This is a genomic window from Afifella sp. H1R (genome assembly GCF_021462425.1).
GTDB lineage: Bacteria > Pseudomonadota > Alphaproteobacteria > Rhizobiales > Afifellaceae > Afifella > Afifella aestuarii.
Map to the genome: position 1 here is coordinate 783,962 of NZ_JAKEDY010000001.1, position 14,197 is coordinate 798,158.

Consider the following 14,197-nt stretch of genomic DNA (forward strand, 5'->3'; position numbering starts at 1 on the left):
CATTTCGAAGATCGCAGCACGCCGTGATTGACGGACCACTGCGCGGCGACGCATCTTCCAGCATGCTCAAAATCTACGGCCGCCCCAATTCGATCAATGTCCAGAAAGTGGTTTTCTGCCTGGACGAGATCGGTCTCAGCTACGATCTCGTTTTGGCGGGACGTCAGCATGGACATGTCGACACCCCCGAATTCCGCAAAATGAATCCCAACGGCCTCGTGCCGGTGCTGGTCGATGATGATTTCGTCCTGTGGGAATCGAATGCGATCGTTCGCTATCTTTGCGCGCAGCACAGCGCAGGCGCCTTGTGGCCGAACGACCTCAGAGTTCGCGCCGATGCGGACCGTTGGATGGACTGGCAGACGACGACGTTCGGTCCGGCGATCGGCCCCGCATTCTACAATCTCATTCGTCAGCCCGAGGATGCACGTGATCATTCGGCGGTCTCGGCCAGCCAGAAGAAGGGTGAAGCCTGCGCTGCGATTCTCGAGAAATGGCTGGGCGACCGGCCGTTCGTCTGCGGGGAAACGTTCACCATGGGCGACATCGCCATAGGTGCGATCGTCTTGCGCTGGCTTAACCTGCCGCTCAAGCGCGCGCCGGCGCCGAATGTTGAGGCCTATTGCGCGCGGATCATGGAACGTCCCGCCGCACGGAAGGCGCTCGTTCTGCCCTTAAGCTGAACCGAGAGAAGCGCTCATTGACGGGATGGAAAGTGTAGGCCGGCCTTGTTTCTAGATATTCGCGGCCTCCTCCGTCTGGAGCGATGGCGCTTCCGCCTGCAGAATATCCTGACGAGCTTTTGGTTCATCCCGCTTGTGATCGGTGCTGCGGGATGGGTTGCGGCTCTGATTTCGCTCGGGCTCGATCAGTGGCGCGCGCTGCAGAAACTGCTCGGGAATCACTTTTTCCGCGAGATCCAGCCGGATACGGCCCGCGCGATTTTGAGCACCATCGCCGCGGCGACGATCTCGGCGACCTCGATCGTCTATTCCCTGTCTCTCCTGATCCGGAACCTGGCGGCGACGTCGCTTGGGCCACGCCTCGTTCAGGACTTGCGGCAGGATCGGCTGACACGCCTGACGCTGGGAATGCAGCTCGCGGTTTTCACGTACAGTCTGACGATCCTCTACTACGTGGGCACCTTCATCGAGACCCGCACCATCTCGATCGGCCTCGCCATTCTGCTCGTCATCGTGGCGTTGTCGTTTCTCGTCGTCTTCGTCAATCACATCACCGATCAGGTCAGCGTCGATCACATTGTGGCGCGCGTCGCCGGCAATCTGCAGGACGCTCTCCAGTCCCACCTGAAGGACGCGACATCGACCGAGGGTCTCGCCCTGCCGGCAGCGAAGCCGGCCAACGGCGCCATCATTTTTGCCGACGCCGAGGGGTATGTGTCCTCCATCAGCTACGAGGCCATCGTCGACGCTGCCGACGACAATATCCGCATGATCGAAATGCTGGTGCAGCCGGGCGACTTCGTCATTAAACGCAAGCCTCTGGCGCGCATCGATTGCGAGGAAATGCCGGACGGCTTTGCCGGCCTCGTGCGTGACGCGGTCATCCTCGGTTCGTCGCGCACCTACTTTCAGGATCTGCCCGCACGATTCAGGCTACTGGTCGAGATCGCACTGCGGGCGTTGTCGCCCGGCGTCAACGACGTCTTCACGGCGGTCGCCTGCGCCAACCATCTCGCGGCGTCACTCGCCTTGCTCGACGGACGCGACCTGACCCCGGCAATTCGTTGGAACGAGAAGCGCGACGTGATGCTGGTGCCCCAGCCGATGCATTTTGAGGAGCTCGTGGGTTCGGTCATCAATCCGCTGCGTCAGGCGGGAAAGGAGGTCTTCGTGATGAACGAAGCGCTTCTGCGCACTCTGGGAGACCTCGCCGCAGCCTCCATCCAACCCAGTCTGCGTGAGGTCTATAAGCGCCATGCGCGGCTCGTCGCCGAGAGTGCCCTTATGAACGATCTCCAGGACGAGGAGCGCTCCATCATTCAGGCGCTGCTTCAGCGCGTGGAGGAGAGGGGCGCGGAAGGCGAGAAGATCGAGCGCGAATTGAGGAGCCGTCGCGCCGCGCGGCAGAGCTGATCGCCGAGCTCCCTTGCTGGCTTGAAGCCCGGCCGAGACGCGCCAGGTTGGGCTTCGAGAGACAAAGGAGCACACTATGACACTCACCGTCACGGCGAATGGCGCCGAGATTCCGGCGCTCGGTTTTGGGACCTGGCGATTGCGGGACGATGTCTGCCGCCACATGGTGGAGGTCGCGCTCGACGCCGGATATCGACACATCGACACCGCTGAAGCCTACGACAACGAGGAAGCGGTCGGCGACGCCCTCGCAAACCATGTCACGCCGCGCGACGACATCTTCGTGACCACCAAGGTATGGCACGAGAATCTTCGCGACGGGGATTTCCAGAAATCTGTCGAGGGAAGCCTGAAGCGTCTCCAAATCGACCAGGCCGACCTCGTGCTGATCCATTGGCCGAGCCCGTCGATCCCGTTCGACGAACAGATCCAAAGCCTGTGCAAGGCGAAGAAGCAGGGGCTGACCAAACACATCGGCGTTTCGAATTTTCCGGCCACCCTCATCGAAGCCGCGATGCGCCACGCCGATGAGCCGATCGTCGCAAACCAGGTCGAGTATCACCCCTATCTCGATCAGAGCATCGTTCATGCGGCCTGCCGCAAACACGGCCTCGCGCTGACAGCTTACGCGCCGATCGCCCGCGGCGCGGTCTTGGATGAAGAGGTCGTGCGGGAGATCGCCGAAGAGAAAGAGCGGACACCCGCCCAGGTCATTCTGCGTTGGCATATCCAGCAGGAGGGGGTGGTTGCGATCCCGCGCTCCTCTAAGGCAGAAAGAGTAAACGAAAACAACGATATATTTGATTTTGCTCTGACACCCGATGAAATGGGGCGGATCTCGGCGCTGGCGCGTCCGGATGGCCGCACCATCGATCCGGATTGGGCACCTGACTGGGACGAGGCGGCCTGAGGCTTTGCTTGACGGCACCCTTCGTCTGCGCCTTCCCGTGATATGAGCCATCATCTTCGGCCAGTCCGGAGATGATTCGTCGATCGGGCAGGAGCCGATGTTTTTCATAATCTCAAAGGTTGCGGGCTTCTTTCTCGCTCCCTCGAATGCGCTCGTCATTCTGACGATCTTCGGCGTCGTGGTTCAGATGCTGTGGTCGTTTCGCGTCGGCGCTGTCGTGGCGGCGGCCGGGCTCGTCGGCATCCTGGCCTGTGGACTTGGTCCGGTGGCCAACTGGTTGATCCTGCCGCTGGAGAACCGCTTCGAGCAGCCCGCGTCGGACGAAACTGCCCCGGATGGCATCATCGTCTTAGGCGGCGCTCTCTCTGATCGGGTGAGTGGGGAGCGCGACGCCGGGCTCGAGCTGACCGAAGCGGGAGACCGCATTCTCGCTCTCCTGCGCCTTGCGCGGACTTATCCGCAGGCCCGCATCGTGTTCACAGGAGGCAGCAGTGCATTGACCGGCGGGGGCAGGAAGACGGAGGGCGAACTCGTTGGAGAAGCCATTGAGCGTTTCGGGCTCTCGCCGGAGCGCGTGACGATCGAATCCAACTCCCGCAATACGGCAGAAAACGCTCGCTTCTCGAAGGAAATTGCCAAACCGCGAGCGGATGAAACCTGGTGGCTGGTGACATCGGCCTTTCATATGCCGCGAGCTGTCGGCGTGTTTCGCGCCGCAGGCTTCCCGGTCACGGCCTATCCGGTGGACTTCCGGGCTGCGCCCGATGACTGGATGCGCCCCTTCGCCACCGTGAGCGACGGACTTCGGCGCACCGATGTTGCGTTCCGCGAATGGGTCGGGCTGCTTGCCTATTACTGGACGGGACGCATCGACACGCTCTTTCCCGGCCCGTAGCGATCGACGTTGCACCCATCCGAAAGGATCGTCTGAGAGCCTAGCTGCGTTAAGAACGTCATTGAAGGCGGAAGGTCTTGCCCTTGGACGAACTCATCGACGGAAATGTCGCCGCCTTGCTCGGCGATGCGGAGACGGGCCTGCTGGCTTTCGTCGAAATGCTCATGCGCCCTTGGATGTTGATCCAGGTCGCCATCATCGTCGCCGCAATCCTTTTGAGTGTCGTTGTCGGGCGCTTTGCTGAAGCACGCCTCGAACCGCGGGTGAGGGCGATCCGAGGACAGCCCCGTCTTCTCAGATTCCTCGCACTCCTCCTGCGGCGCACCAACTGGATTGTTCTTTCCCTCATCTTGCTGGCCGTCCTGACGGTCATGCGCACGGTGACCTGGCCGAGCCGCACCTACCTCTTGACGATTGCGGCCTCGCTCGTGGCGGCCTGGGTGCTGATCTCGGTCGTCTCGAAGCTCATTCGCAATCGAGCGCTCGGCCGTATGGTCGCCGTTCTGGCCTGGGCCTTCGTGGCGCTGCGCATCACCGGCCTCCTCGATGAGGCGACCACATTGCTCGATGCCGCTGCGCTCCAGATCGGCTCCTTCCGCCTGTCACTGCTCTTTCTGCTCCAGGCGATCTTCCTTTTGAGCGGGCTCTTATGGCTCGCCGTGACCTTCGGCAATTTCGTAGAGCAGCGGCTCGAGCGCGCCAGCGATCTGACGCCCACGATCCGCGTGCTTCTCGGAAAAGTCGTCAAATTCGCGCTCATCGTCGCGGCGGCGGCAACCGCTCTCTCGGCCGTCGGTGTGGACCTCACCGCGCTCACCGTCTTCTCCGGCGCGGTCGGCGTCGGCATCGGCTTCGGCCTCCAGAAGGTCGTGTCGAACTTTATCAGCGGCATGATCATCCTTCTCGACAAGTCGATCAAACCGGGAGACACGATTTCGCTCGGCGAGACGTTTGGCTGGATCCGCGAGCTGCGTGCCCGTTTCGTGTCCGTCGTCACCCGTGACGGCAAGGAATTCCTGATTCCGAACGAGGATTTCATCACCCAGCAGGTGGTGAACTGGTCCTTCACCGACACCTTGATTCGCCTCGACGTACATTTCGGCGTCGCATACTCGTCCGATCCGCACCAGGTGAGCCGGCTTGCGATCGACGCGGCGAAATCCGTCGAGCGGGTTCATCAGGCACCTCCGCCGGTCTGCTGGATGACGGGCTTCGGCGAATCCTCGATCGATTTCATTCTTCGCTTCTGGATCCGCGATCCCCAGAACGGTCTCACCAATGTGCGCGGCAAGGTGCTTCTCGCCTGCTGGGACGCCTTCAAGGAGGCGGGTGTCTCCATCCCATTCCCGCATCGGCAAGTCGTCTTGAGCGAGCCCGTCGAAGTGCGGGTTTCGCGGCCCCCGAGCGCAGAGGCCTCGCCGACAGACAAAGCGCGATCGAGCCGGGCGAGGGGTGGCGCACGGCCACATGCCGACCCCAAGGCACCACTCTAAACATGTTAACTTTCAGGGGCTTATGGGGAGAAAGAAGCCCAGCGTCTTATGTATGGCTGCTATGTGGATGACGCAGCCGTTAACCTCTATTAAGACTTGCTTTCTCTCGCGCTCATCGCCACATTCCCGCCGCTGATCGGCCCAAGGCCATCAGCCTCTCGGTCACCCTCGAACGCCCCTGCAGCGTAGCCTGCGCAGGGGCTGACCGGCGGGAACGAAGGATGAAGTGGACCGCCCAACTTTTCTAGCCGCGAATGCTTTTTCATCGGCGCAGGCCTCGCGTAAGCCGAGGATGCGTTAATATTTGGCGACGGCGGGCAAGGTGGATGCCGAATGCGATTGAGGCGAAAAGGTGGCAAATTTGAGCCATCTTCAGCTTGAAGTCAGCTTTGGCAAATTGTAACGGTTTTCGGTGTCGGGAGGGTCCAAGGACTCCCTCCTCACCAGGGGACAAAGGGGAATTTGATGCCCGATTTGAACGAGCCGTCCTGCTGGCGGGCGGCGGCGATTACCTTTGTGGTCTGTGCAGGACTGCTGCTGGTGATCTCGCTGGTGGTCAGTGGCGGAGCGACTACGGTGGCGGTCAGCTGACCGCATTCATCCTAGGAAATCGCGCAGTACGCGGGGCCGAAAGGTCCCGCGTTTTTTATTGCCCTTAACCGCGACGGCTCTCCCACGCCGAAGCGTTTGCATTTCTTCCTGAAGACTGCCTAGCTAAAGAGGCGGAGAAACAGGAGAAACCCATGCCGCAGCAAATCGTCAAAGGCTACCGTCAGCTCATCGACGAGGCCGAGGCGACAATCGAAACCGTGGGCGCCGATGAGGCGTTCCGGCGGCAGGACCAGACCGACGCGGTCCTCGTGGATCTGCGCGATATCCGAGAGCTGCAGCGCGAGGGAAGGATCCCAGGCGCCATCCATTGCCCGCGAGGGATGCTCGAATTCTGGATCGATCCGGCGAGCCCCTACCACAAGCCGGTCTTCGCCGAGGACCGCCCATTCATTTTCTTCTGCGCGGCAGGCTGGCGCTCGGCGCTGGCGGCTGGCCGCGCCGCCGAGATGGGCTTGACGCCCGTCGCACATATCGAGGGTGGCTTCGGGGCGTGGAATCAGGCCGGACTGCCCGTTGAATCGCCAGCTGAAGACGCAAGCCCAAGCCCAAGCCCAAAGAAGTGAACTGAAAAGGCCTCGTCCCGGCGTAACGTCCGACCCGCAATCTCCGCCGGCAAAGGATTCTGGCGTTGGCGGGAAACCGAGAGCCTCCTTCCGTGTTGGTAAGACATCAACCATCCCGGAGGAGAGAATTTGGTCGCCACAATCACTGGCATCGCCATCGCATTGCTGGGCGCTGCCCTTGCCGTCGGGGGCATCTGGCTCGCAGCCCTCGGTGGCTCCTGGTATTACATTCTTGCCGCTGCCGGCTTTCTGGCCACCGGCATCCTTTTGTTCATGCATCGCGCGGCCGCGCTTTACGTCTACGCTGCTGTCGTCCTCGGCACGCTCGTTTGGGCGATCTGGGAGGCGGGCTTCGATTGGTGGCAACTGGCTCCGCGTGGCGACATCGTCGTCCTCATCGGTATCTGGCTGCTTCTGCCTTTCGTAACGCGCTCATTGAAGCGCGATTTTTTTGATCCGCGGCCTGCGGCCTGGCGCGGGGCAGGGATCCCGCTCGGCGTCTCGCTGGTTCTCGCCGTGGGCGTCGCGATCTATGCACTCGCAACGCCTTCCGGCGATCTTCCGGGACAGCTTCCGGCGGCGCGAATGGCCGACGCGGAGACCGGGCCCTCGGGCGAGGCGGCTGAGGTGCCGGCGGCGGATTGGCCGGCCTATGGGCGTACCGAGTTCGGCCAGAAATATTCCCCACTCGACCAGATTCATGCCGGCAATGTCGACCATCTCAAGGTCGCCTGGCAGTATCATACCGGCGACACGAGGCGGCAGGGCGACCCGAAGGAAACCACCTACGAGGTCACGCCGCTCAAGATCGGCAACACGCTCTACCTCTGCACGCCGCACAATCTGGCGATCGCTCTCGACGCCTCGACTGGCGAGGAAAAATGGCGCTTCGATCCCGAAGTCGGGACCGAAGCGAGCCGGCAGCATCAGACCTGCCGCGGCGTATCCTATTACCAATCGCTCGAAGGATCTGACAGCGCCACTGCAACTGAGTGCCCGACGCGGATCTATCTGCCGACATCCGATGCCCGCCTGATCGCTCTCAATGCGGAAACGGGCGAGGTGTGTCGCAGTTTTGGCGAGAACGGCCATGTCAATCTTTGGGCGAACATGCCGAACCTCCAGGAGGGCTTCTATTATTCGACTTCCGCGCCGGTGATTGCGCGCGGTCTCGTGGTCGTGGGCGGCTCGGTCAACGACAACGTCTCGACGACAGAACCTTCGGGCGTCATCCGTGCCTACGACATCGACACGGGCGATCTCCTTTGGAACTGGGATTCCGGCCGGCCCGATGAAACGACGCCGATTGCTGACGGCGAGACCTATACGGCCAACTCGCCCAATTCCTGGACGACCATGAGTGCCGATCCGGAACTCGGTCTCCTCTACGTGCCGCTCGGCAACGCTCCGCCCGACCAATGGGGCGGCAACCGCACACCGGAAACCGAGCGTTTCTCTTCTTCGATCGTGGCGCTCGATCTGGTCACCGGCGAACTTCGCTGGGTGTTTCAAACCGTGCACCACGATCTGTGGGACATGGATGTGCCCTCACAACCGAGCCTGATCGACCTTCAGATCGATGGGAACACGGTTCCAGCCGTCGTTCAGGCGACGAAACAGGGTGACATCTATGTGCTCGACAGGCGGACGGGCGATCCCATTCTCCCCGTCACCGAAGAGCCCGCGCCGCAAGGTGCGGCCAAGGGAGATCACGCAGCCAAGACGCAGCCCACATCGGCACTTTCGCTGAAGCCGCCGCGGCTCACCGAGCACGACATGTGGGGCGCGACCATGTTCGACCAGCTCGTTTGCCGTGTCGAATTCCACCAGTACCGCTGGGAAGGCCGCTTCACACCGCCCTCGACGGAAGGCAGTCTCGTCCATCCGGGCAATTTCGGCGTCTTCAACTGGGGCGGCGTCGCCGTCGACCCGGTCCGCCAGATCGTCTTCGGCACGCCGTCCTATCTCGCTTTCGTCTCCAAGCTCATCCCTCGGGAAAATCCGGAGAAGAACTACGTTTCGGAGGGCAAACCCGGCCTCAACGAGAATTACGGGGCCCCGTTCGCGGTGAGCCTGAAGCCCTTCACCTCACCGATCGGGCTTCCTTGTCAGGCTCCGCCCTGGGGCTACGTAGCGGGCGCAGACCTCACCACGGGCAAGGTGGCCTACATGCACCGAAACGGGACGGTGCGCGATCGCTCGCCCATCCCGCTGCCGTTCAAGATGGGTGTGCCGGACCTCGGCGGACCGATCCTGACGGCCGGCAATCTCGCCTTCATGAGCGGCTCGCTCGACTATTATGTTCGCGCCTTTGATGCGACGACCGGCGAGCAACTCTGGCGAGATCGGCTGCCCGCCGGCGGCCAGGCGACCCCGATGACCTATGCCGTTGACGGGAAACAATATCTCCTGGTCGTGGCCGGCGGTCACGGATCCCTCGGCACGAAAACGGGTGACTCAATCATCGCCTACGCGCTGCCGTCGACCTGATCTCGTCCCCGGTGCAGGACGAGCTTGAGAAAAGGAGAGGGCGGTGCATGGCAGCTTCCGCCCCCTTCCTTCTTGATCGAAACGCTGCGGCCATTACCTTGCAGCCTCCGGAGCAATCCGGCAGGACCATGAAAAGAGGATCAGGCGAGGCGAAATGGCGGATAAATCTTATGACGTAGTCGTCATTGGCGCAGGACCCGGCGGCTACGTGACGGCTATCCGTTCCGCGCAGCTTGGCTTCAAGACCGCCATCGTCGAAGCGCGCCACCTCGGGGGAATTTGCCTCAATTGGGGCTGCATCCCGACGAAGGCCTTGCTGCGTTCCGCCGAGATCTTCCATTACATGCAGAAGGCCGGCGATTACGGATTGACGGCGGAAAAAGTCGGCTTCGACATGGGCGCCGTCGTCAAGCGTTCGCGCAATGTCGCCGGCCAGCTCAACCAGGGCGTCGGCTTCCTCATGAAGAAGAACAAGATCGACGTCATCTGGGGCAGGGCGAAGCTTGCGGGCAAGGGCAAGATCGAAGTGTCGCCGAGCGACGAGCCCGCGCCGAAGGGGGCGCTCGAGCCCGGTCAGTACTCCGCCAGGCACATCATCGTGGCGACGGGCGCACGCCCGCGGGTTCTTCCTGGCCTCGAGCCCGACCAGAAGCTCGTCTGGACGTATTTCGAGGCGATGGCACCGAAGAGCTTGCCGAAATCGCTTCTCGTCGTCGGTTCCGGCGCGATCGGGATCGAATTCGCTTCCTTCTACCAGACGCTCGGCTGCGACGTGACGGTGGTCGAGGTGCTGCCGCAGATCCTCCCCGTCGAGGATGCGGAAATCTCATCGCTCGCGCGGAAGCGCCTTGAAAAGCAGGGCATCAAGATCCTGACCGAAGCGAAGGTCTCGAAGCTTGAGAAAGGCTCCGACGACGTTACGGCAACGATCGAGACGAAAGACGGCAAGAGCGAAAAGAAGACCTTCGCGCGGGTCATCTCGGCGGTCGGCGTGGTCGGCAATATCGACGGTCTCGGCCTGGAAGAGCTCGGCGTGAAGACGGAGAGGGGGCTGATTGCGGCCGATCCCTATGGCCGGACGAGCGTCGAGGGGGTCTATGCGATCGGCGATGTCGCGGGTCCGCCGATGCTCGCGCACAAGGCCGAGCACGAAGGGGTCATCTGTATCGAGGCGATCAAGGGCATGGAGCCGCACCCGATGGACAAGCTCAAGATCCCGGGCTGCACCTATTGTCATCCGCAGATCGCCTCCGTCGGACTGACCGAAGCCAAAGCCAAGGAAGCCGGACGCAAGGTTCGCGTCGGGCGTTTCCCCTTCATCGGGAACGGCAAGGCCATCGCGCTCGGGGAGCCGGACGGGCTCGTCAAAACGATTTTTGACGCAGAGACAGGGGAGCTTCTGGGTGCTCATATGATCGGTGCCGAAGTGACGGAACTGATCCAGGGATTCGTTGTCGCGATGAACCTCGAAACGACGGAAGAAGAGTTGATGCACACGGTGTTCCCGCATCCGACCCTCTCGGAAATGATGCACGAGAGCGTTCTTGACGCGTATGACCGCGTTATCCACGTATGAACTCGTGCCCGACAGGGCTGAAAGCAATCTAGAGGAGACGGGGATGGAAGGTTTTGGTTGGATTATGACGATCCTTATCGGCGGTCTCGCCGGCTGGATCGCCGAAAAGGTCATGAAGGCCGATCACGGCCTGCTGACGAACATCATTTTGGGTATTCTCGGCGCCGTTATTTTGAACGCCATACTGGTCGGTCTCTTTGGTTCGACGCTGGGTGGTTTCATCGGCCAGCTGGTCGTTGCCGTGATCGGCGCCTGCCTTCTCATTTTTGGTTACCGCGCAGTTCGCGGCCGCAGATAGTCAAGAGTTTTGGTCACTCTCATCAACACAATCGAACCTTCTGAAGATGGCGCGCCCGAGACAACCGCTCGGCCGCGTCATCCAGAGAAGGCCCGCAGGCCGGATTCGCCGATCCAGCGCAAACCCGCCTGGATCCGCGTCAAGGCTCCCGTCTCCCAAGGCTACCGCGATACGGCCGGCATCGTTCGGTCGAACAAACTCGTCACGGTGTGCGAGGAGGCGGGCTGTCCCAATATCGGCGAGTGCTGGGAAAAGAAGCACGCCTCGTTCATGATCCTTGGCGAGACCTGCACGCGCGCCTGTGCGTTCTGCAATGTGCGCACCGGCATGCCGGGGCCTGTGGATCCGGACGAGCCGGAGAATCTCGCGCACGCCGTCGCCCAGATGGGCCTGCAGCATGTGGTGGTGACCTCTGTCGACCGAGACGACCTCGAGGATGGCGGCGCGGCACATTTCGCAGCTGTCATTCGCGCCATTCGCGAGGCGACGCCGGAGACGACCATCGAGGTTCTGACACCGGACTTCTTGCGCAAGAAGGGTGCGCTCGAGATCGTCGTCGAAGCGCGTCCCGACGTCTTCAACCACAATCTGGAGACGGTGCCGTCGCTTTATCTCAAGGTCCGGCCGGGTGCCCGGTATTTCCATTCGATCCGGCTTTTGCAGCGCGTGAAAGAGCTCGACCCGGAGATGTTCACCAAGTCCGGCATCATGGTCGGGCTCGGGGAAACACGCAATGAAGTGCTGCAGCTCATGGACGATCTCAGGACGGCCGAGGTCGACTTCCTGACAATGGGCCAGTACCTGCAGCCCTCGCGCAAGCATTACCCGGTGAAAGAGTTCGTCCCTCCTGAGGGCTTCAAAAGTTACGAGGCAATCGCCTATGCCAAAGGCTTTCTCATGGTGTCGGCGAGCCCATTGACGCGGTCTTCCCACCACGCCGGAGACGATTTCGCTCGCCTGCGCAAGGCCCGCGCTGCACTCGCCAGCTGATCCCATGCATCATCACGAGACTTCCCGCACCGTCAGCCACTCCGCGGAGGAGATGTTCGATCTCGTCGCGGACGTGGAGAAATACCCGCAATTCGTGCCGTTCTGCGAAAGGCTGAACGTGCGAGGAAGAAAGCAGATCGAGGGTCGTACGATCCTCGTCGCCGACATGACCGTCGGCTACAAGATGCTGCGCGAGACGTTTACCAGCAAGGTGACCCTGGACCGTGAGGCTCTGTCCATCCGGGCCGATTACCTCGATGGGCCGTTTCGGACGATGGAGAATATCTGGACCTTCGAGCGCCTCGGGGAAAACCAGGCGAAGATCCATTTCTGCATCGATTACGAGTTCAAGAGCCGGACGCTCGCCACCCTGATGGGCGCGATGTTCGACCGCGTCTTCCGGACGTTTGCCTCCTCCTTCGAGCGGCGCGCAGACGCCCTCTACGGGACAGAAGCCGCGCCTTCCCGCGCCTGAGCGGAGGCTTACTTCGCTTTCTGACCGGGCGCCGCCTGCACCGTTCCAATCAGAAAATTGAGTGCGAGGATCGCGCTTTCGCGCCGGATCCCTTCGCGACCGAGGAGAGGATCGAACCTGCTCTCACGGTGAGCGGTTGCGCCATGGCGCTGTGCCACCGCAAAATGGACAAGCCCGACAGGCTTTTCCTCGGTTCCGCCGTCGGGCCCTGCAACGCCTGTGACTGAGACCGCCATATCGGCATGCGAATGGGCGAGGGCACCTTCCGCCATCGCCCGCGCCACGGCTTCACTGACCGCCCCATCTGTGTCGATGAGCGTCTTCGGCACGCCGAGAAGCTCTGTCTTGGCCTCGTTGGAATAGGTGACGAAGCCACGCTCGAAGACGGAGGATGAGCCGGGGATATCGGTGAGCGCGGCCGCGATGCCACCGCCGGTGCAGGATTCGGCCGTTGCCAGCCGAATGCCCTTGTCCTTGCAGAGATTAAGAAGTTCGATCGCCTTGGTTTCGAGATCACGCATCGCCGTCTCCCGGCAGCGCAACGCTGACGGCGGCAAGTGCAGCGATCCCTTCGCGCCGACCGGTAAAGCCGAGCTTCTCGCTCGTCGTCGCCTTGACGTTGATACGGTGCCGGGCGATCCCGAGCATCTCGGACAGTCGTTCCGACATGGCTTCGCGATGCGGCCCGACCTTCGGTGCTTCGCAGATCAGCGTCACGTCGACATTGACGATCGCTCCCCCGCGAGCGGCCACCCGTTCGACCGCAGCCTTCAAAAAGATCTCTGAATCTGCACCCTTCCATTGCGGGTCGCTCGGCGGGAAGTGCTGTCCGATATCGCCTTCGCCGATCGCGCCATAGATGGCGTCGGTGAGAGCATGCAGCCCGACATCGGCATCCGAATGGCCCTCCAAGGCCATGTCGTGATCGATCTTCACGCCGCACAGGAAAACGTGGTCGCCTGGACAAAAGGCATGCACGTCAAAACCCTGACCTGCGCGAAATTCACGCGCCGGAGCCAGATGGGCAGCAGCTCGCGCAAAATCTTCGGAAGTAGTCAGCTTGATGTTCCTTTCATCGCCTTCGACGGAGCGCACATGGAGGCCGGCCGCCTCTGCGACCGCCGCATCATCGGTCAGGTCGTCGCGTTCTGCAGCGGCCCGGTGCGCGTCCAAAATGGGTTGGAATGGAAAAACTTGCGGCGTCTGGACGGCGCGGCAGCTCGATCGCTCGATCGTCCCCAAGACGACGTCGTTCTCGACGTGCTTCAACGAGTCAGAGAGCGCGAGCGTCGGAACCGCTCCGGTCTTGTCGTCGGTTGCCGTCGTCATCCGGGCGATCAGCTCGCGCGAGACGAAAGCGCGCGCCGCATCGTGGATGAGAACGATCTCCGGCCGCTCGTCCGAAAGCGCCTCGAGACCGAGACGCACCGAGATCTGTCGCGTCGCTCCGCCGGCGATCGGCTCTCCGATCCCGGACAAACCAGCCACCGCCTCGTCGTAAAGAGCACGGTCATCCGGATGGATGACACAGCGGATGACGTCGATCTCGGCAGCCTCCTGGAAAGCGAGTAAGGTGCGACGCAACACCGCCATCCCGCCGATTTGCGCATATTGCTTCGGCAGGCCGAGCCCGGATCTGTGACCCCGCCCGGCAGCCACGATCAGGGCTGCATATCTGGGTCGTGCGGACGAGCGTGGCGCAACATTGCCTTCTTCACCGTTCATGTGTACCGAAACCTCGCTCACGGACTTGCCGAAGCCGTAGACATGACTAGATTATCGGCAAACGTAGTTTTTGC

14 protein-coding genes are annotated in these 14,197 nt (G+C 61.9%); 12 read left to right on the forward strand and 2 right to left on the reverse strand.

Going from position 1 to position 14,197, the window contains the following annotated elements; genetic code table 11:
• The first annotated feature begins 62 nt into the window (after positions 1–62).
• From L0F51_RS03590 to L0F51_RS03640, 12 genes are all read left to right on the forward strand, one after another.
• Positions 63–683: a glutathione S-transferase family protein gene (locus tag L0F51_RS03590; RefSeq protein WP_234627971.1), complete on the forward strand. Its 621-nt coding sequence runs from the start codon at positions 63–65 to the stop codon at positions 681–683.
• Between the two features lie 45 nt (positions 684–728).
• On the forward strand, positions 729–2,096 hold the full coding sequence (locus L0F51_RS03595; protein WP_234627972.1) for a DUF2254 domain-containing protein: 1,368 nt from the start codon (positions 729–731) through the stop codon (positions 2,094–2,096).
• A 76-nt stretch (positions 2,097–2,172) separates the two neighbouring features.
• Positions 2,173–3,006, forward strand: a complete 834-nt coding sequence (locus L0F51_RS03600) for an aldo/keto reductase (protein WP_234627973.1) — start codon at positions 2,173–2,175, stop codon at positions 3,004–3,006.
• 97 nt (positions 3,007–3,103) lie between these two features.
• Positions 3,104–3,901 (forward strand): YdcF family protein, encoded by a 798-nt coding sequence (locus L0F51_RS03605; RefSeq protein ID WP_234627974.1) that lies wholly within the window; start codon positions 3,104–3,106, stop codon positions 3,899–3,901.
• Positions 3,902–4,059: 158 nt separating this feature from the next.
• Complete coding sequence (locus L0F51_RS03610) at positions 4,060–5,394, forward strand: mechanosensitive ion channel family protein (protein WP_370642366.1); 1,335 nt, start codon at positions 4,060–4,062, stop codon at positions 5,392–5,394.
• A gap of 465 nt (positions 5,395–5,859) precedes the next feature.
• A complete protein-coding gene (locus L0F51_RS19895) occupies positions 5,860–5,985 on the forward strand; it encodes a hypothetical protein (RefSeq protein ID WP_255701274.1) in 126 nt (41 codons plus the stop codon).
• A 152-nt stretch (positions 5,986–6,137) separates the two neighbouring features.
• A complete protein-coding gene (locus L0F51_RS03615) occupies positions 6,138–6,569 on the forward strand; it encodes a rhodanese-like domain-containing protein (protein WP_234627976.1) in 432 nt (143 codons plus the stop codon).
• A gap of 129 nt (positions 6,570–6,698) precedes the next feature.
• A complete protein-coding gene (locus tag L0F51_RS03620) occupies positions 6,699–9,059 on the forward strand; it encodes a glucose/quinate/shikimate family membrane-bound PQQ-dependent dehydrogenase (protein WP_234627977.1) in 2,361 nt (786 codons plus the stop codon).
• 154 nt (positions 9,060–9,213) lie between these two features.
• A complete protein-coding gene (gene lpdA, locus L0F51_RS03625; RefSeq protein ID WP_234627978.1) occupies positions 9,214–10,635 on the forward strand; it encodes a dihydrolipoyl dehydrogenase in 1,422 nt (473 codons plus the stop codon).
• 43 nt (positions 10,636–10,678) lie between these two features.
• Entirely contained in the window at positions 10,679–10,933 is a 255-nt protein-coding gene (locus L0F51_RS03630) for a GlsB/YeaQ/YmgE family stress response membrane protein (protein WP_234627979.1), read from the forward strand.
• 9 nt (positions 10,934–10,942) lie between these two features.
• On the forward strand, positions 10,943–11,923 hold the full coding sequence (lipA, locus tag L0F51_RS03635; RefSeq protein ID WP_234627980.1) for a lipoyl synthase: 981 nt from the start codon (positions 10,943–10,945) through the stop codon (positions 11,921–11,923).
• A gap of 4 nt (positions 11,924–11,927) precedes the next feature.
• Positions 11,928–12,398 carry a type II toxin-antitoxin system RatA family toxin gene (locus L0F51_RS03640; protein ID WP_234627981.1) on the forward strand — a complete coding sequence of 157 codons (471 nt, stop codon included), beginning with the start codon at positions 11,928–11,930 and terminating at the stop codon, positions 12,396–12,398.
• Between the two features lie 8 nt (positions 12,399–12,406).
• Here L0F51_RS03640 and L0F51_RS03645 read toward each other — a convergent pair whose 3' ends face one another.
• Together L0F51_RS03645 and L0F51_RS03650 are read right to left on the reverse strand one after the other, a co-directional pair.
• The gene (locus tag L0F51_RS03645) at positions 12,407–12,919 is read right to left on the reverse strand and encodes a CinA family protein (protein ID WP_234627982.1); all 513 of its coding nucleotides are present in this window, start codon (positions 12,917–12,919) and stop codon (positions 12,407–12,409) included.
• Positions 12,912–14,123, reverse strand: coding sequence for a bifunctional 2-C-methyl-D-erythritol 4-phosphate cytidylyltransferase/2-C-methyl-D-erythritol 2,4-cyclodiphosphate synthase (locus tag L0F51_RS03650; RefSeq protein WP_234627983.1), 1,212 nt, complete (start codon positions 14,121–14,123; stop codon positions 12,912–12,914). Before L0F51_RS03650 ends, L0F51_RS03645 begins: the two co-directional genes overlap by 8 nt.
• Between the last annotated feature and the right edge of the window lie 74 nt (positions 14,124–14,197).

Excerpts from the sequence above, each read along its gene's own strand:
- L0F51_RS03630 (WP_234627979.1), top strand. The coding sequence starts at position 10,679 with ATGGAAGGTTTTGGTTGGATTATGACGATCCTTATCGGCGGTCTCGCC.
- lpdA (WP_234627978.1), top strand. The coding sequence starts at position 9,214 with ATGGCGGATAAATCTTATGACGTAGTCGTCATTGGCGCAGGACCCGGC.
- L0F51_RS03590 (WP_234627971.1), top strand. The coding sequence starts at position 63 with ATGCTCAAAATCTACGGCCGCCCCAATTCGATCAATGTCCAGAAAGTG.
- L0F51_RS03650 (WP_234627983.1), bottom strand. The coding sequence starts at position 14,123 with ATGAACGGTGAAGAAGGCAATGTTGCGCCACGCTCGTCCGCACGACCC.
- L0F51_RS03640 (WP_234627981.1), top strand. The coding sequence starts at position 11,928 with ATGCATCATCACGAGACTTCCCGCACCGTCAGCCACTCCGCGGAGGAG.
- L0F51_RS19895 (WP_255701274.1), top strand. The coding sequence starts at position 5,860 with ATGCCCGATTTGAACGAGCCGTCCTGCTGGCGGGCGGCGGCGATTACC.
- L0F51_RS03605 (WP_234627974.1), top strand. The coding sequence starts at position 3,104 with ATGTTTTTCATAATCTCAAAGGTTGCGGGCTTCTTTCTCGCTCCCTCG.
- L0F51_RS03600 (WP_234627973.1), top strand. The coding sequence starts at position 2,173 with ATGACACTCACCGTCACGGCGAATGGCGCCGAGATTCCGGCGCTCGGT.
- L0F51_RS03615 (WP_234627976.1), top strand. The coding sequence starts at position 6,138 with ATGCCGCAGCAAATCGTCAAAGGCTACCGTCAGCTCATCGACGAGGCC.
- L0F51_RS03645 (WP_234627982.1), bottom strand. The coding sequence starts at position 12,919 with ATGCGTGATCTCGAAACCAAGGCGATCGAACTTCTTAATCTCTGCAAG.
- L0F51_RS03610 (WP_370642366.1), top strand. The coding sequence starts at position 4,060 with ATGCTCATGCGCCCTTGGATGTTGATCCAGGTCGCCATCATCGTCGCC.